The organism is Sphingomonas sp. S6, assembly GCF_043498045.1.
Classification (GTDB): Bacteria; Pseudomonadota; Alphaproteobacteria; order Sphingomonadales; family Sphingomonadaceae; genus Sphingomonas.
Map to the genome: position 1 here is coordinate 46852 of NZ_JBIEOE010000004.1, position 16577 is coordinate 63428.

General features: G+C 68.1%; 15 protein-coding genes and 1 tRNA gene. 3 read left to right on the forward strand and 13 right to left on the reverse strand.

All coding sequences use genetic code 11. The features are described from left to right. Positions 1 to 11 precede the first annotated feature (11 nt). The 12 genes from ACGVWT_RS07955 to ACGVWT_RS08010 all read right to left on the reverse strand — a co-directional run bounded on the left by ACGVWT_RS07955 (position 12) and on the right by ACGVWT_RS08010 (position 13290). The gene (locus ACGVWT_RS07955) at positions 12 to 737 is read right to left on the reverse strand and encodes a head GIN domain-containing protein (protein WP_315460996.1); all 726 of its coding nucleotides are present in this window, start codon (positions 735 to 737) and stop codon (positions 12 to 14) included. Between the two features lie 66 nt (positions 738 to 803). Then, positions 804 to 1532, reverse strand: coding sequence for a GIN domain-containing protein (locus ACGVWT_RS07960; protein ID WP_315460995.1), 729 nt, complete (start codon positions 1530 to 1532; stop codon positions 804 to 806). 175 nt (positions 1533 to 1707) lie between these two features. Beyond that, positions 1708 to 2241 (reverse strand): CarD family transcriptional regulator, encoded by a 534-nt coding sequence (locus ACGVWT_RS07965; RefSeq protein ID WP_017980630.1) that lies wholly within the window; start codon positions 2239 to 2241, stop codon positions 1708 to 1710. 209 nt (positions 2242 to 2450) lie between these two features. Next, a complete protein-coding gene (gene fdxA / locus ACGVWT_RS07970) occupies positions 2451 to 2792 on the reverse strand; it encodes a ferredoxin FdxA (protein ID WP_017980629.1) in 342 nt (113 codons plus the stop codon). A 102-nt stretch (positions 2793 to 2894) separates the two neighbouring features. Continuing rightward, positions 2895 to 3188: an RNA-binding S4 domain-containing protein gene (locus tag ACGVWT_RS07975; RefSeq protein ID WP_116460124.1), complete on the reverse strand. Its 294-nt coding sequence runs from the start codon at positions 3186 to 3188 to the stop codon at positions 2895 to 2897. Beyond that, complete coding sequence (locus ACGVWT_RS07980) at positions 3181 to 5655, reverse strand: helicase-related protein (RefSeq protein WP_315460994.1); 2475 nt, start codon at positions 5653 to 5655, stop codon at positions 3181 to 3183. The genes ACGVWT_RS07975 and ACGVWT_RS07980 overlap by 8 nt, the downstream gene beginning before the upstream one ends. Positions 5656 to 5713: 58 nt before the next feature. Continuing rightward, a complete protein-coding gene (locus ACGVWT_RS07985) occupies positions 5714 to 5887 on the reverse strand; it encodes a Trm112 family protein (RefSeq protein ID WP_315460993.1) in 174 nt (57 codons plus the stop codon). Beyond that, complete coding sequence (locus ACGVWT_RS07990) at positions 5884 to 6510, reverse strand: LON peptidase substrate-binding domain-containing protein (RefSeq protein ID WP_241890527.1); 627 nt, start codon at positions 6508 to 6510, stop codon at positions 5884 to 5886. Before ACGVWT_RS07990 ends, ACGVWT_RS07985 begins: the two co-directional genes overlap by 4 nt. Further along, the gene (locus tag ACGVWT_RS07995) at positions 6507 to 7415 is read right to left on the reverse strand and encodes a tetratricopeptide repeat protein (RefSeq protein WP_315471943.1); all 909 of its coding nucleotides are present in this window, start codon (positions 7413 to 7415) and stop codon (positions 6507 to 6509) included. Before ACGVWT_RS07995 ends, ACGVWT_RS07990 begins: the two co-directional genes overlap by 4 nt. Before the next feature lie 164 nt (positions 7416 to 7579). Next, positions 7580 to 10912 carry an error-prone DNA polymerase gene (locus tag ACGVWT_RS08000; protein WP_315460992.1) on the reverse strand — a complete coding sequence of 1111 codons (3333 nt, stop codon included), beginning with the start codon at positions 10910 to 10912 and terminating at the stop codon, positions 7580 to 7582. A 157-nt stretch (positions 10913 to 11069) separates the two neighbouring features. Then, positions 11070 to 12608, reverse strand: coding sequence for a DNA polymerase Y family protein (locus tag ACGVWT_RS08005; protein WP_315460991.1), 1539 nt, complete (start codon positions 12606 to 12608; stop codon positions 11070 to 11072). Further along, complete coding sequence (locus ACGVWT_RS08010) at positions 12520 to 13290, reverse strand: ImuA family protein (RefSeq protein ID WP_315460990.1); 771 nt, start codon at positions 13288 to 13290, stop codon at positions 12520 to 12522. Before ACGVWT_RS08010 ends, ACGVWT_RS08005 begins: the two co-directional genes overlap by 89 nt. A 152-nt stretch (positions 13291 to 13442) precedes the next feature. Here ACGVWT_RS08010 and ACGVWT_RS08015 point away from each other — a divergent pair. Together ACGVWT_RS08015 and ACGVWT_RS08020 are read left to right on the forward strand one after the other, a co-directional pair. Beyond that, a tRNA-Gly gene (locus tag ACGVWT_RS08015) sits at positions 13443 to 13517 on the forward strand. 216 nt (positions 13518 to 13733) lie between these two features. Then, positions 13734 to 13955 (forward strand): hypothetical protein, encoded by a 222-nt coding sequence (locus ACGVWT_RS08020; RefSeq protein ID WP_315460989.1) that lies wholly within the window; start codon positions 13734 to 13736, stop codon positions 13953 to 13955. Between the two features lie 17 nt (positions 13956 to 13972). Here ACGVWT_RS08020 and ACGVWT_RS08025 read toward each other — a convergent pair whose 3' ends face one another. Next, positions 13973 to 14854 carry a LysR family transcriptional regulator gene (locus ACGVWT_RS08025; RefSeq protein WP_315460988.1) on the reverse strand — a complete coding sequence of 294 codons (882 nt, stop codon included), beginning with the start codon at positions 14852 to 14854 and terminating at the stop codon, positions 13973 to 13975. Positions 14855 to 15037: 183 nt separating this feature from the next. Between ACGVWT_RS08025 and ACGVWT_RS08030 the strand changes: the two genes are divergently transcribed. Beyond that, positions 15038 to 16567 (forward strand): MFS transporter, encoded by a 1530-nt coding sequence (locus ACGVWT_RS08030; RefSeq protein WP_315460987.1) that lies wholly within the window; start codon positions 15038 to 15040, stop codon positions 16565 to 16567. Positions 16568 to 16577 lie beyond the last annotated feature (10 nt).

A 16577-nucleotide genomic window follows, 5' to 3' on the forward strand; every position in this document is an offset into this window, starting at 1 on the left:
AAGGGCCTGCGTTATCGGCCGCAGCGGACCGAACCCGATCCCTTCTTCGACACGTCGCACTGCGCGGCCGCACCCAGATCGACGTTGCCCGATCCCATCAGCTCCACCTTCGCCCGCCCGCTGACCGCGGCGCGGACGTTGCCCGATCCGGCGACGGTCACGTCCGCCTCGCCGACGCGCAGTCCCGCTGCATCGAGGCTGCCCGATCCCATGACGTTGACCTCCAGCCGCTTGATCGTCCCCCCGGCGCGCAACGTGCCCGCACCGGCGATATTCACTTCGGCCGCATCGGTGGTCAGCGCGGCGATATTCAGGTCGCCCGATCCGGCGATATTCGCCTCGAACGTCGTGCCTTCGATCCGGTCGACCGTCATCGTGCCGGAGCCGACGATATTGGCTTCCGACAGACGTGGCAGCGTCACGAAGACTTTCACGCCCTTGCCGCTGCCGAAGCCGAGGACACGCTTCTGGCGACCGATGACGAGGTCACGGCCATCATGCGCGATACGCAGCTTGTCGAGTTCGTCCGCCGGCCCCTCGGCGCGCACGGAAAAGGCCGTGCCGGCGCGCACGTCGACATCGTCGCCCCCTGCCACCGCGATCCGGTCGAACCCCTCCACCGCATAGGTGCGGGTCGGTCCGCTGCCGCTCGCGGGCACGGAGCTGCCCTCGTCGCTGCCGACCGAACAGGCGGTCAGCGATGCCGCTCCCATCAACGCGATTGCAATCCGGTGCATAGCCTGTCCCCTCTATGTGTATTGCCTAATTAATACACATAGAGGGGCATCGCAAGTCGTCTGCGATCAGTTGCCGCAGCGTACCCGGCCGCTGCCGACCTCGCTGACCGTGCAGCGCGCCTGCGGCCCCAGATCGACCATGCCGCTGCCCGCCATCGATACCTGCGCCGGGCCGCTGACGGTGGCACGGACCGTACCCGACCCACCGACCGACACCTGTGCTTTGGAGGCGCGCAGACCAGTCGCGGCGATCCCGCCCGAACCGCCGACATTGGCCTCCAGCGTGCCCACCGTTCCTGCGGCAGAGATCATCCCCGATCCGCCGACGTTGAATTCGGCGGTCCGCGCATCGAGCGCGTCGATGCGCAGCGATCCCGATCCGCCTACGCCTGCCGAAAACCGGTCCCCGCCCGCGCGATCGGCGTTCAGGCTGCCCGATCCACCGATACTGGCGGCGCGGAGTGCGGGCATGGTGACGTGGACGACGATCTGCCGCTCCATCGCGCTGCTCTGGCGCTCGTCATAGCGCCGCCCGACGACCAGCGCCGATCCATCGCGCGCGATGCGGAAGTTGGCGAACGCCGCGGCCGGCCCCTCCGCCCGCACGCTATAGCCATTGCCGATATGGACGACGACACGTTCCGACCCGCCCAGCCGGATCGCATCGAAATCGCGCACCGGATAGACCATCGCCTCACCCTGCCGCTGCCCGGCGATACCGGGGCCACGGTCGCGTTCCGCGGCGATCGCAGCGGTGGCGGCGAGCGGGATCAGGGCAAGCGCAAGATAGTTCATGGCGGGCATCCTCACGTGGTGTGGCCGGATGCTAGCGCATTGCCTACATTTGTAAACACTAGACCGATCGGACCACCGCCGTCATCGGCTCCGTCGCCCGGCCAACGAAAACCGGCCAACGAAAAAGGGCGGCCCATTGCGGGGCCGCCCTCTTCGATTGCACGCGGCGAACGGCTTACGCCGGCACCTTGTCCTTGTTGTAGATCGCCGCAGCGGCGCGCAGGATGTCGAGGATCTTTTCCTGCGCCTTCAGCTCGTCCACCTCTTCCATCGCGGCGAGTTCGCGCGCGAGGCGGCTGCATGCCGCTTCGAAGATCTGGCGTTCCGAATAGCTCTGCTCGGGCTGGTCGTCGGCACGGAACAGGTCGCGGACCACTTCGGCGATCGACGCGAGGTCGCCCGAGTTGATCTTCGCTTCATATTCCTGCGCGCGGCGCGACCACATGGTGCGCTTGACCTTGGGCTTGCCCTTCAGCGTTTCCATCGCCTCGCGCATCGTCTTGTCCGACGACAGCTTGCGCATGCCGACCGACTCGGCCTTGTTGGTGGGGACGCGGAGCGTCATGCGCTCTTTTTCGAAGCGGAGCACGTACAGCTCCAGGCTGGTTCCGGCGATCTCCTGCTTCTGCAGTTCGATCACACGGCCGACGCCGTGCTTGGGATAAACAACGTAATCACCGACATCGAAGGACAATGCCTTGGCAGCCATGAACGGGCCTTTCTAAGGTCGCATCGCTCGCGTGGACGGTCCATGGCGGAAAACCGCTGGGCAGGACCGACGAGGATGGTTGGTACGAGTGTCTCCTGATCGGGCATGACTCATCCTGCCCGTCGTGGACCCATTTAACACACTCGCAACAAAATTACCAGCGCGGTTGAGTCGCTTAGCTTCGCTCAACCCACTGGAATCGCGCAACCTCAGTCGCCGGCACCCGGCTCGGGCGAGAAGAATTTGTCGTACTTGCCCTCGACACCCTTCATCGCGTCCGCGTCGGGCGGCGTCTGATCGAGCTTGCGCGTGACGTTGGGCCATTGCGCGGAGAAGGTCGTGTTGAGCTCAAGCCACTGTTCCAGGCCGCTCTCGGTATCGGGCAGGATCGCCTCGGCCGGGCATTCGGGCTCGCACACGCCGCAGTCGATGCATTCGCTGGGGTTGATGACGAGCATGTTCTCGCCCTCGTAGAAGCAGTCCACCGGACACACCTCGACGCAATCCATATACTTGCAGCGGATGCAGGCATCGGTGACGACGTAGGTCATGGAGCTTCCTTGCGGCCTTGGGCGATCGATCTCCGCCCTGTGAACCATGGAGCGAAGAACGGGGTACGAACGCGAGGCTGCTATGCCGCGTTCCGGCTCACGTCAATCGATCGCGGGTGTCTGCGATACGTTCGCAACCAGTTCCTGGTAACAGCCTTGCGCTTCGGGTGCCGGTCCGCGGCGCAGCGGCAGCGCCTCGACGCGCAACACACGGACCCGTCCCTGGTGCGCGAAGGTCAGGATGTTGCCGACGCGCACCGGCGCCGCGCTGCGTCCCACCGGCCGGCCGTCGATACGCAAATGCCCATCGCACGCGATCGCCTGCGCCGCCTCGCGCGTCTTGGCGAGCCGCACGAACCACAGGAAGCGGTCAAGCCGCATCGTCGCGTCAACCATGCCCGCTCCAACCCGCGAGTGCCGCAAAGGCGCCGGTCGCAGGCGGTGCGGGCCGCGACTCACGCCGGACCGTGCGGCGCCCTTGCCAGATCCACGTCGGCGCCTCGCCGCCGCGCACGCTGCGAAAGCCGAGCTCTGCCATCAGCCGTTCGAACGTCGCAGGCTCGACCCCCATCGAAATGCCGAGTGCCGGATCGGGGGCGAAGGGCTTCCTGCCCTGCCGCGCGTCATGTGCCGCGCGCGCGATCCGCTCGACGAGGTCGAGCCGCACCGCCTGTGCGCCCAGCGGTCGAAAGCCACTGACGACCTGCGCCCCCGGGCTGCCACGGGCCAGCACGCTCGCGCCTTCGCGTGGCAGCACCGGTGCCGGCCCCCGCACGCCCAACAACGCCGCCCGCCAGCGCGCCGCGCCGGGCTTGAGCAGCCGCGCACCGAACAGGTCGAGCGCGCCGATCGTCACCCCCGCCTTGCGCAGCCGCTTGCGTTCGTCGGGCGACAGGCCGTCCACCGCCTCGCGCAAGGCGATCCGGGGCGCAAGGCCGCCAGCCGCCTCAAGCTCGCCGGCAACCACCCGCAACGCCGGCGTCGCCTGTGGATCGCGCGCCATATCGGCAAGCGCGATCAGTGCCGGCACGTGCCGACGGAGCATCGCGTCGAACCAGCGCACCAGCCGCGCCTGCACCGCCTCACGCTGCGGCTTGGCCAGACAATCGAGATCGCGCTCCAGCACCAGCTGCGGCCGCGCCAGCGAACGCCCCGGCATCAGCTTGGCGACGCCATGCCCATTCCATACGATCATGCCGTCGACGAGGGTCAGCGCCGCATCCTCTGCCGCCGCCAGCGCCTCGCCACGCCGCCCGCGCTCGGTCACGAGCCGTTTCTCGGCCGCGGCGAGCAACAGCCGACGATCCGCAGCCCGCGCGGCCGGATCGACGGTGAAACGGAATCCATCGAGCCGCCCGATCGGGTGGTCCTCGACCAGCACCTCGCCTTCCGGCCCGATCGTCACGGGCAGCAGTGAGGCATCCGCACCGATCTGACGGATCAGCGCGGTCGTACGCTTGTCGACGAAGCGCTGCGTCAGGCTGGCGTGCAGCCCGTCGGACAGCCGTTCCTCGATCGCCTTGGCGCGATCGGCGCCCGCGGCGGGATCGGCGAGCCAGTCGGGGCGCTGCGCGATATAGGCCCAGCTGCGGATCGCCGCGATTCGCCCGGCGATCGTCTCGACATCGCCCGAAATCGTATCGAGCCGTGCCACCTCGTCGGCGAACCATTGATTGGGGACGACGCCGCGCCCTTCGGACAGATAGGTGAAGACGCGCGACACGAAGCGCGCATGCGGATCGAGCCCCAATTTGCGGAAATCGGGCAGGCCGCACGCGGCCCACAGCCGCTTCACCATCGCCGGCGACCGCACCCGGTCGCGCACCCAGCTTTCGTCCGCCAGCCGCTTCAGCACCGCAAGATCGGTTGCCTGCGGCGCGGCGAGCAGCACGCCCGGTTCGGGACGCCGCTCCAGACTGGCGATCAGCGCGTCGATGCTGGTGAAATCGGGCTCGCCGTTGCGCCAGTAGAGATTACCGATCGGGGGGAAGCGATGCTCCTCAATCGCGAACACCTCTTCGGGCAGGAACGCGCCCGGCCCCTCTTCGGTCACGCCGCCGAACGTGCCATCGCGCTGGTGCCGCCCGGCGCGACCGGCGATCTGCGCCATCTCGGCGACGGTCAGCCGCCGGGTGCGGCGTCCGTCGAACTTGTGGAGCCCGGCGAAGGCGACGTGCGCGACGTCCATGTTGAGGCCCATGCCGATCGCATCGGTCGCGACGAGATAATCGACCTCGCCCGCCTGGAACATCGCGACCTGCGCGTTGCGGGTGCGCGGGGACAGTGCGCCCATCACCACCGCGGCCCCGCCGCGCAGCCGCCGCAGCATTTCGGCGACGGCATAGACCTCCTCGGCGCTGAACGCGACGATCGCGGAGCGCTTCGGCAAGCGGCTGATCTTCTTGGCGCCCGCATAGGTCAGCTTGGAAAAGCGCGGCCGGCCGATGATCTCGGCATCGGGCACCAACGCGCGAATCATAGGCCTAAGCGCTTCGGAGCCCAGGATCATCGTCTCCTCGCGCCCGCGCCGCCGCAGCAGCCGATCGGTGAACACGTGCCCGCGCTCCGGGTCTGTTCCCAGCTGCGCCTCGTCCAGCCCGACGAAGGCGACATCGGTCTCCGGCATCGATTCGACCGTACACAAATGCCAGCGCGCATTCGGGGGGACGATCTTTTCCTCGCCCGTCACCAGCGCGACCTGATCGGCACCCTTCAGCTTGACGACGCGGTCGTACACTTCGCGGGCCAGCAGCCGCAGCGGAAAGCCCATGATGCCGCTGGAGTGCGCGCACATCCGCTCGACGGCGAGATGGGTCTTGCCCGTGTTCGTGGGTCCGAGGACCGCCGTAACCGCCGCTTTCATGGCAACAACATCGTGCGTCGCAGGCCGGTGCGCAATGATGGAGATGAAGGCGGGCGGGCTACAGCCGCCGCGCCTCCTCGGGCAGCATCACCGGCACGCCGTCGCGGATCGGATAGGCGAGGCCCGCCGCCTCCGACACGAGTTCCTGCGCGGCCTCGTCATAGCGCAGCGGCTGGCGCGTCACCGGGCAGACGAGCCGTTCGAGCAGCCAGGGATCGATGCCGGCGCTCATTGCAGCGTCACCCGCTCGTCGCCGTCATGCCGGCCGAAGAATTGCATCAGCTGGATGATGAGTTCCGCGCGCGATTCGATATCCGACGCTTCGAGCAAGGCCTGCTTCGCCGCGGCGTCGAACGGCGCGATCTGCGCGATGCCGTTGACCAGACTTTCGTCGTCCAGCCGCCCCACCGCGTCCCAGTCGACCGCATAACCCTGCGCATCGGCAAAGCGGCGCGATTCCTGCTCCAGCGACGATCGGCGGCCCAGCGACAGCGTTTCGTCCGCGCGCACCGGCAGCAGCTCCGCCTCGATCTGGCGGAACGGCGTCGTCACGTCGAGTTCGCGCAGCACGCGGAACAGCGCGACGCCTTCCAGCACCAGATTGTATCGGCCGTCGTCCAACGCCTCGACCTCGGCGATCTTGCCGACGCAGCCGATGTCGTACAGCGCCGACCGCTCCTCGACCGTCGCCGGCATCGTCAGCGGCTGGATCATCCCGATCCGCCGGTCGCGCGCCATCGCGTCCGACACCATCGCCCGATAGCGCGGCTCGAAGATGTGCAACGGCAGGTGCATGCCCGGGAACAGCAGCGCCCCGGGCAGCGGAAAGATCGACAGGCGGGTGCCCTGCGTCATCCGAACAGGATCGCGGACAGGCGGCGGCGCTGTGCCGACACCCAGGGGTCTACCAGGCCGACGACCTCGAACAGCTTGAGCAGCTGCTGGCGTGCCGCGCCATCGTTCCAATCGCGCTCGGCAGCGACGATGTGGAGCAGATTGTCGGCCGCGGCATCGCGATCCCCCGCCGCCATCTGCGCATTGGCGAGGGCGAAGCGGCGTTCGTGATCGTCAGGATGCGCGGCGACCTCCGCGGCGAGGCCGGCGGTGTCCTCGCCCTGCGGCGCGCTCTGGGCGAGCGCGAGCGCCGCCTTGGCGCGCTCGATCCCCGCGTCCTTGATGTCGGCCGGCAGCGCGTCGATCGCGGCCTGTGCCTCATCGGTCTGCCCCGCCGCGACGAGCGCACGAATACGACCCGACAGGATGGCCGGATTCTCCCGCGCCATCTCGAACAGCTGGTCGAAGATCGACAACGCCCGCTCGGCATCGCCACTCGCCAGCACATCCTCGCCCATCGCGATCAGCGGTTCGATCTCGGCGGCGGCATCGGCCGCCTCCGACGGGATGGGCAGCTGCTTCAGCAACTGGTCCAGGATCGTGCGCAGCTGCGATTCGGTGCGCGCGCTGGTCAGGTCGGCGACCAGCTGCCCCTGGAACATCGCATAGACGGTCGGGATCGACTTGATCTGGAATTGCGCGGCAATGAACTGGTTCTTGTCGGTATCGACCTTGGCAAGCACCACGCCCTTGTCGGCATAGGCCGCGGCGACCTTGTCCAGCACGGGGCCCAGCGCCTTGCACGGTCCACACCATTCCGCCCAGAAATCGATGATGACGAGGGACGTCATCGACGGTTCGACGACGTCGCGGCGGAAATCCTCGACCGCCTGCTTGTCGGCTGGCGACAGTCCTAACGTGGCCACGTCTTGCTCCCTTCGTCCATTCTTGGCGCCCATGTGGGGCAGGCAAGCGCCGACGCCAAGGCTTTTGGTTGTGCGAGGGGTTCGGCAAGGCGGCCCGCCCGATTTTCTCCGTCACCCCTGGACTCGGTCCGGGGTGACGCAGTGGGTGGGGCGGCGGGAAAGCTTCAATGAAAGTCCCGCGATTTGGGCAGGATGCGCACGTCACGCGGATGTCGCCCGCGCGGATCCTGGCCGGCGATCGGCTTGGGGCGAATCACCTCGTCCACCGGCGCGAGCGGCATCTGGCCGTCATAGTCCGACGACAGCCGCCGAAGCTCCACGGTGCGGTCATAGGCCTTGACCGTCATCAGATGGATAACGCCCTCCTCGCTGCGCTGAATCACGCCCTCCAGCACCAATAGTCGCGCCGCCATAATCGCGCGCCGGTTCGCCTCGAAATCGCGCGCCCATAGCAGCGCGTTGGTGATGCCCGTCTCGTCCTCGATCGTGACGAAGATCGCATTGCCCTTGCCCGGCCGCTGGCGGACCAGCACCACCCCGGCGACGCGCGCGCGCCGTCCGTCCTTCGCCCGCGCCGCCTGCTCGCTCGACAGCACGCCTTCGGCGGCGAACAGCGGCCGCAGGAATCGCATCGGATGGCCCTTCAGCGACAGCCGCGTCGTCTGGTAATCCGCCGCCACCTCTTCGCTGATCGGCATTGCGGGCAGCGGCGGATCGGCCTCCTCGCGCAATTCGGGCGCCTCCGCCGCGGCGAACAGCGCCAGCTGTTTGGGCGGCGTCCGCCGCACGTCCCACAGGGCGGCACGGCGGGGGAGTGCGATCGACCCGAACGCATCCGCATCGGCGAGCAGGTTCAGCCCCCGCGTCGGCAGGCCCGCACGGCCCGCGACCTGTTCGACGCTCGCAAAGGGCACTTCCCCCCGCGCCGCGACCAGCGCCGTCGCCCAATCCTGCCGAAATCCGTCGATCTGCCGAAACCCCAGCCGGATCGCGAAATCCCCATCCTCGGTCCGTTCAAGCACATTGTCCCACTGGCTCGCATTCACATCGATCGGCCGCACCACCACGCCATGCGCGCGCGCGTCCTCGACCAGCTGCGCAGGCGCATAGAAACCCATGGGTTGCGAATTGAGGATCGCGCAGCCGAACACCGCCGGGTGGAAGCATTTGATCCACGACGACACATACACCAGCCGCGCGAACGACAGCGCGTGACTCTCGGGAAAGCCGTAGCTGCCGAACCCTTCGATCTGCTTGTAGCAGCGTTCCGCGAACTCCTGCGGATAGCCGCGCCGGACCATCCCGCCGATCAGCTTGGCCTGGAAATTGTCCATGCCGCCCACCTTGCGGAACGTCGCCATCGCGCGTCGCAGCTCATTCGCCTCGCCGGGGGTGAAGCCGGCCGCGACGATCGCCAGCTTCATCGCCTGTTCCTGGAACAACGGTACGCCATAGGTTGCCTTCAAAAGCTGAAACAGCTCGTCGGGCGGACCGTACAGCGGCGATGGCGAGGGGAAATCGACCGGCTCCTTCTTGGTGCGGCGGCGCAGATAGGGATGGACCATGTCGCCCTCGATCGGGCCCGGCCGAACGATCGCGACCTGGACGACCAGATCGTAGAATTCCTGCGGCCGCAGCCGCGGCAACATGTTGATCTGGGCGCGGCTTTCCACCTGGAACACGCCGATGCTGTCGCCCTTGCACAGCATCTTATAGACGTCGGGATGCTCGTCGGTCGCCAGGCTGTCCAGCGCGTAGCGGCCCAGGCCATGCGTCTCCATCAGGTCGAAGGCTTTGCGGATGCACGTCAGCATGCCGAGCGCCAGGATGTCGACCTTCATCAGGCCCAGACAGTCGATGTCGTCCTTGTCCCATTCGATGAACGTCCGGTCCTTCATGCCGCCGTTGTGGATCGGCACCATTTCGTCGAGCCGCCCCTGCGTCAGTACGAAGCCGCCGACATGCTGCGACAGATGGCGGGGAAATTGCAGCAGGCGCGACACCATGTCGCCAAGCTGCGCCAGGCGGGGATTGGCGGGGTCGAACCCGGTTTCGGTGAAGCGCTGTTCGGGCATGCGGTCGGAAAAGCTGCCCCAGACGGTGCTGGTCAGTCGCTGCGTCACGTCCTCGCTGAACCCCAGCACGCGGCCGACCTCGCGCACGGTGCTGCGCGGGCGATAATGGATGACGGTCGCCGCGATCGCCGCGCGTTCGCGGGTGTAGCGGCGATAGATATATTGCATCACCTCCTCGCGCCGCTCGTGTTCGAAATCGACGTCGATGTCGGGGGGCTCGCCGCGTTCTTCGGATACGAAGCGCGAAAACAGCAGGTCGTATTTCAGCGGATCGACCGAGGTGACGCCCAGCAGGTAGCAGACGACCGAATTGGCCGCCGACCCGCGCCCCTGACACAGGATCGGCGGGGTACAGCTGCGCGCGAACCGCACCACGTCATGCACCGTCAGGAAATAATAGGCATATTGCTGACGCCGGATGAGGTCGAACTCTTCGTACAGCAGGGTGAGGATACGGTCTGGAACGCGATCCCCGTAGCGGTCGAGCGCATTCTGCCAGACGAGATGTTCCAGCCATGCCTGCGCGTCCCAGCCCGCCGGCACCGGCTCGTGCGGATATTCGTATCGCAACTGGTCGAGCGAGAAGCCGATGCGACCCAGCAGGCGAAGGCTTTCGTCGATCGCTTCGGGCGCGTCGCGGAACAGGCGTCGCATCTCGGCTTCGTCCTTCAGATGGCGTTCGCCATTGGCCGCGAGGCGACGTCCGGCCGTATCGATGGTCACGCCTTCGCGGATGCACGTCACGACGTCGTGCAAGGGCCGGTCGTCGCGTTGCGCATAGAGCGCGTCCGTGGTCGCTAGCAGCGGCACGCCGACCGCCTCGGCCAGGGCCCTCAAACGGCGGAGGCGGCGGCGGTCGTGGCCGCGGCGGGCCATGCTGACCCCCAGCCAGACACCGTCGGGTGCCAGCCGCTTGACTGCCCTCAGCGTCGTGGCGAGGCTGGGATCGCTGCGCGGCGGTGGACGCTCACCCTCATCGATTGCTACCCCGGGACGCGAACTGCTTTCGGGCAGGACGATCAGCAGCAGGTCGCGATGCAGCGCGATGAGGTCGCCCAGTCCCAGCAGGCAATCGCCCTTCACCGACCGCAGATTGCCCGTCGTCAGGATCCGCGTCAGCCGTCCCCAACCGGTGCGGTTGACGGGATAGGCGACGATGTCGGGCGTACCATCCGCGAAGACGAGACGGGTGCCGACCGCCAGCGTGAAGCCGAAGGGTGGCAAGGCGGCACCCAGCCGCCCGGTTTCGGCGCGTTTCAGCGCGTCATAGGCGCGCACCACACCAGCGACGGTGTTACGGTCGGCGATACCGATGCCGGCGTGGCGGAGCGTGATCGCCTGTGCGACCATGTCTTCGGCATGGCTGGCGCCGTCGAGGAACGAATAATTGGTCGCAGCGACGAGCTCGACGAACCCGCTCATGGTGCGATCGCACCGCCAGCCCCTTCCACCCCGTCACTCCGGGCTCGGTCTGGAGCCCACCGGGCCGCCGGGGTCTCGCCCGCCCCTCCCGCTGCGCCACGCGCCGCGAAGTAGATCTCGGACCAAATCCGGGATGACGGTGAAAGCTGGAACACTCTCACGCGAACAACCCATGGACGTACCAGCGCGGGTGCGCCTGTTCGCTATGCAGGCCGTGGCGGAAGATCCAGAAGCGCCGCCCCCGGCGGTCCTCGATCCGGTAATAATCGCGCGTCGGGATGGCGACGTCGTGACGGCGCCACCATTCGCCGGCGATCCGCTCGGGCCCCTCGGCGCGCGCGACCTCGTGGACGCGGCGCCGCCAGCGGAAACGGTGCGGCGGGCCGTCGGGCACCTCCGCCATCACCGCCTCAATCGGTTGGGGCGGATCGAACAGATAGATGGGCCTGAGCGGCGGCTCCCCCGCCTCCGCCTGCGGCCAGTCCCCCGCGGGCGGCGGTGTGGCGGCGGGCAGCATCAGTTCGGCCTGCTCGGGGATATGGCTGTCGCGCGGGGCGAATCGCCGCACCCGCTCACGGCCCAGCCGGGTGGAGAGGCGATCGATCAGCTCCGCCACCGCCGGCACCTGGGTCGCCCCCTCGCCGCCCTCCAGCCGCAGCTGCGCCGCATCGAGCCGCTCGGCGAGCGTCACGTCGAGCCGGATGAGGTCATAACCGTAGCCGGGATCGAGCGGGTCGGCGAGCGCGTCGATCCGCTCGGCAAACAACCGCATCAGCAGCGCGACGTCGCGCGTCGGTTGCCCCGTCTCGACACGCAGCGACTGGATATGGCCGTCGCTGCGGAACAGCCGAGCCTCCCACCGCCGCCCGCCCTGATGGCGCTGGCCGAGCGTGTTTCCCGCCTCGCCCGCCAGCTCTTCGATCACCTCGAGCGCATAATCGGTTCGCGCGATTGGTTCGGCAAAGCGCCGCTCCACCGCCACCGGCGCAACGCGCACGCGCGGCCGGACCGGCGCCTTATAGTCGCCCGACAGCCGCCGCACCGCGGTCGCCGCTTCCTCGCCAAAGCGCGCGGCGATGCCGGCGAGCGGGCGCGCCATCACGTCGCCCACCGTCTTCAACCCCGCGCGGGTCAGCGCCACCGTCGCGTCCGCATCCAGCTCCAGCGCCGCGACCGGCAGGCGCTTCACCGCACGCGTCTCGTCAGGCGCCGGCGCGCCGGCATAGCGGGCGAGCGCACAGGCGATTTCGGGCGTGTCGCCGAACGCATGGCGTGCCAGGATCCCACGCCGTGCCATCCGCGCCTCGACATCGGCGGCAAGCGGACGCTCCCCCTCGAAAGCATGGACGCATCCCGCAATGTCGATCACCAGCGCATCGGGGGGCAGCAGCGCGACCGTGGGGCTGTAGCGCGTGCAGCCATCGGCCAGCCGCTCCAGCCAGTCCATGTCGGCATGCGGATCGGCCGGAAACACCTCCAGTTCGGGCACGCGCGCGCGGGCGTCGGCCAGCGTCAGCCCCGGCTCCAGCCCGGCGCGCGCCGCGGCCAGATCGGTCGCGGTCAGCCGGATCGCCTGGCCCACCGTCTCGACGAAGGCGACCGGCGCCTCACCGCCGACGAACAGATGCGGCCGGGTGGCGCGCAGCCGCTCGATCGGGAGCCACGGAAAGACCAGCGCCAGATAGCGGCGCGTCACGGAAACTCTTGGCATCACGATCCCACTCCACACGCCAGCGCTGCCCCGCAGGACCGCCACGCCGGCGCACACATTCGACATCGAAAGCGGGCAGGCCCGGCGCGCCCTCGCCCAGACCCTGATCCAGCGCGGTCGAGGGCACGGCGGCAACGCTCCACCGCGTCGCAGCGGCGCTCGCGACCGGTTCCGCGCCGATCCGCAGCGACAGCAGTGTGACGCCCGACGCCTCCGCCGCCAGCATCAGCCGCCGCGTCGCGGTAAGGTCCAGCCCCGGCATCGGCCCGACGCTTTCGACCAGCACCATGCCCAGCCCCCCACAGCGCGCCGCATCCGCCGCCGCGCGCAGCAGCGCCGATTCGTCGGCGACGACGACGAGCAGCACCGAATCGGCCGCCAGGCCCAGTTCGGCGAGCCCGCTCGCATGCAGCCGGCCCTGCGCGCGCTCCCCTGCCTCGGTCCGCAGCCACAGCAGCGGCACCGCCCCGGCAGCTAGAGCCAACGCCAGGCCGAACCCCGCGACGCTCGCCCCATCTTCGCCCTCCAGCGCATAGATTTCATGGAGTTGCGCGCGCGCCAGCCCTTCATGTCGCCAGGCATCGACCGGTGCCGCCGCCGCTTGCGCAGCCCCGCCAGCGGCGGCAAGGCCACGCAGACGGGCGATCAGGGCGGACGAGTCGGACATACATGTTCTTGTAATGTTCCGTATATCGAGTCGCCAAGTCGAAATCGTGTGCGAAAATCACAAGATGGGGCTTGCGGCCTCGCGCAGTCGCCGCTAGTGGACGCGCCTCACCCAGCCGGTGGCTCCAACGAGCAGCCGGCACAGGCGCCAGAGCGGGCGTAGCTCAGGGGTAGAGCACAACCTTGCCAAGGTTGGGGTCGAGGGTTCGAATCCCTTCGCCCGCTCCAGTCTTCTTAAAGACTTACAGGCCACGCCGAGGGTGTCGGCTAAAAACACCTTATCATATCCCACTGACGGTTGCGGAAATTCCCACCGGACGTCCCGCTGGCATGTTCTGCCAGACGGCATCGTAGCGGCGGGGAGGCTCGCCCGGGCTGCTGACGAACCCAGCTTCGCGGCCATTCACGCGCTCCTTCACCCGACGCAATGCGCTGAACCCCGCGATGGTCACGCGCGTGATGCGGACAGCGCATCCGGGGCCGCTCGTCAACAGCCTGCACGCGTCGATTATCACCGCCGGTCTGGCCGTCGGCACCTGGGCCGGCGGCGCCGCAATCGACCACGGCGATGGCCTGACGGCACCGCTGTGGGTGGGCGGGGCCCTCGCGCTTCTCGGCCTGATGAGCCTCGTGCCCGAACGCTTTCATCGGTCATCGACATCGTGACGCGGCACGTCGAGCCGTCAGTCCGGGATCGCCCGTCGACCCTGTATCCCGTTACTCGCGCGGCGATGCTCCCGGAACGCGGCGGTGATCGCCCGCAGCGTCTCCTTCGTCTTCGGGTCCGACAGCGAAGGATGCAGGACGATCGACAGCGATGGCAGCGGCGGCAGGCCGAGCGCATCGCCGACATCGATCACGTCGGCAGGCGCGAGCCGGCGCGGGAAGGCGGATACCCCGAGCCCGGCGGACAAGGCCGCCGCGATCGCCGACGTGCCGCCGACGAAGACCTCTTCCCACGCGACCGATGCCCGGTCCAGCAGCCGGGTCGCGACATCCCGCACGGAGCAGCACGGCGACATCGCCGCAAGCCGCAGCGGTTCGCCGGCACGATGCTCGAACGCTGGAGAGGCGAACCAGCCGAAATGCTCCGGCCCGAGGATTTCGCCATCGCGGCGGTCGTCGTCGCTGCGGATGATGACCGCATCAAACCGGCCGCTTTCGAAGCCGTCGAGCAGTACGCTTGAATTGTCGATCAGCACCTCCACGGTCAGCGCCGGGTCGAGCGACTTCAGCCTGGCCAGCAGTGTCGGAACCTCCGGCCCCATGACATGACCCGCGATACCGAGCCGAAAGCGGCGGCGGGTGGCGGTCAGTCCGGCGAGCGCGCGCTCATGCGCGTCAAGGAACTCGCGCGCGGACTGGATGAAGACCTCGCCCTGTGCCGACAGGCGGACCTGCCGCGGCGTGCGTTCGATCAGCCGCGTGCCCAGCCGGTCCTCCAGCCGCTTCAATTTGACGCTGACCGCGCCCTGCGTGGTCCCCAGCACGTCGGCGGCGCGGGTGAAACTGCGATGGTCCGCGACCATGAGGAACGCACGGACCGCGTCGACTTCCAGCGTCATGCCCGCAAACCATCTCGTTTTGTTGTCACTGATATGACCTGCCATCCGGTTGTTTGATAATAAACCAGCCGTCACTTTGCCGATGATGACGACCAGGATCGGCAAGGCCATCGACCACGAGCGTGAGACAGCGCGCTCCCGCATCAAGGCGCCCTGTGCCGATCACAGCAGCAGGGCCGCACGATGAACGCTACCGCCGCCACCCGAAACCGCGCCGCACTCGCGGCCATCTGTCTCTCCGCCTTGATGCTCGGGCTGGAGATATCGAGCATTCCGAGCATCCTGCCCACGCTGGAGCAGGTCTTGCCGGCCAACTTCCGCCAGCTCCAGTGGATCATGAATGCCTATACGATCGCGATGACGACCTGCCTGATGGCGGCGGGCGCGCTGGCCGACCGGTTTGGGCGCAAGCGCATCTTCCTGGGCGGCATCGTCGTGTTCGGTCTTGCTTCCCTCGCTTGCGGCCTGGCCACCAGCGCCCCGATGCTGATCGCCGCGCGATTCCTGCAAGGGGCGAGCGGCGCAGCGATGCTGGCCTGCCAGATCGCCGTCCTGTCACACCAGTTTCGCGACGGACCGGAGCGCGGCACGGCGTTCGGCTGGTGGGGCGTCATCTTCGGGATCGGCCTGGGTTTCGGTCCGCTGGTCGGCGGGCTGACGGTCGCCGTCGCGAGTTGGCAGTGGGTGTTCCTCGTCCATGTGGCGCTGGCGCTGCTCACGCTCGCGCTGGCCCTAACGGGCGTGGTCGAATCCTCCGATCCCCATGCCGTGCGGATCGACCTGCCGGGCATAGCGACCTTGTCGCTCGCCGTATTCTGCCTCGTCTACCTCATCACGCAGGGGCAAGGACTGGGCGCCAATCGCCTCGGCATCGTGCTTGCTGGTGTTGGCGTGATCAGCTTTCTCACCTTCATCGTCGTGGAGATGCACGCCGCGCGGCCGATGTTCGATTTCGGCGCCTTCCGCACCCGCGCCTTCTCCGGCGCGCTGCTCGGATCGGCGGGGATGAACTTCAGCTTCTGGCCGTTCGTGATCTACCTGCCGATCTATTTCCAAGCGGTGCTGGGGCTGAACAGCGTGACGGCGGGGCTGGCGCTCTTGGCCTACACGTTGCCCACGCTGGTGGTGCCGCCCTTCGCCGAGCGCTTGCTGGCCAAGCGCGGGGCTGCGTTCGTCATTCCGACGGGGCTCTTTACCATCGGGCTCGGCTTCGTCCTGATGTGGTTCGCAGCGAGGAGCGGCAACGGGAGCGCGTGGCCGATGCTGCCCGGTTGCGTCGTCGCAGGGGTCGGGCTCGGCCTGACCAACACCCCCGTCACCAACACCGCGACCGGGGCGCTGCCCCCGGAGCGCGCAGGGATGGCGTCGGGCATGGACATGAGCGCGCGGATGATCTCGCTGGCGATCAACATCGCGCTGATGGGCTTCATCCTGCTCGAAGGTATCCGCACCAGCCTGAGCGAAGTCGCGCCGCGGGTCGAGCCCGGTGCCCTCATCCGCCTGTCCGAGACGATCGCCGCCGGTAATCTGTCGGGCGTCACCGCTAGCATCGGTCTCGCCACCGCTCGCGCCGCACTGGTGCAGGGCTTCGGCGGGGTGATGCTCTACGGAGCGGCCTGCGCCTTGGGCCTGTCGGTGCTGAGCTTGCTCGTCTTCGGCCGCCGGAAGGCGACGGTCGTCGATGCAGACGATCCCTCCCAAGTCGCCCCTTGAGTCCCCGCCC

Coding starts and splice junctions, on each gene's coding strand:
- ACGVWT_RS08020 (WP_315460989.1), top strand. CDS start 13,734: ATGGTCACGCGCGTGATGCGGACAGCGCATCCGGGGCCGCTCGTCAAC.
- ACGVWT_RS07990 (WP_241890527.1), bottom strand. CDS start 6,510: ATGACGCAGGGCACCCGCCTGTCGATCTTTCCGCTGCCCGGGGCGCTG.
- ACGVWT_RS08025 (WP_315460988.1), bottom strand. CDS start 14,854: ATGACGCTGGAAGTCGACGCGGTCCGTGCGTTCCTCATGGTCGCGGAC.
- ACGVWT_RS07985 (WP_315460993.1), bottom strand. CDS start 5,887: ATGAGCGCCGGCATCGATCCCTGGCTGCTCGAACGGCTCGTCTGCCCG.
- ACGVWT_RS07980 (WP_315460994.1), bottom strand. CDS start 5,655: ATGAAAGCGGCGGTTACGGCGGTCCTCGGACCCACGAACACGGGCAAG.
- ACGVWT_RS07975 (WP_116460124.1), bottom strand. CDS start 3,188: ATGGTTGACGCGACGATGCGGCTTGACCGCTTCCTGTGGTTCGTGCGG.
- ACGVWT_RS08010 (WP_315460990.1), bottom strand. CDS start 13,290: ATGTCCGACTCGTCCGCCCTGATCGCCCGTCTGCGTGGCCTTGCCGCC.
- ACGVWT_RS07960 (WP_315460995.1), bottom strand. CDS start 1,532: ATGAACTATCTTGCGCTTGCCCTGATCCCGCTCGCCGCCACCGCTGCG.
- ACGVWT_RS08030 (WP_315460987.1), top strand. CDS start 15,038: ATGAACGCTACCGCCGCCACCCGAAACCGCGCCGCACTCGCGGCCATC.
- ACGVWT_RS07965 (WP_017980630.1), bottom strand. CDS start 2,241: ATGGCTGCCAAGGCATTGTCCTTCGATGTCGGTGATTACGTTGTTTAT.
- ACGVWT_RS07955 (WP_315460996.1), bottom strand. CDS start 737: ATGCACCGGATTGCAATCGCGTTGATGGGAGCGGCATCGCTGACCGCC.
- fdxA (WP_017980629.1), bottom strand. CDS start 2,792: ATGACCTACGTCGTCACCGATGCCTGCATCCGCTGCAAGTATATGGAT.
- ACGVWT_RS08000 (WP_315460992.1), bottom strand. CDS start 10,912: ATGAGCGGGTTCGTCGAGCTCGTCGCTGCGACCAATTATTCGTTCCTC.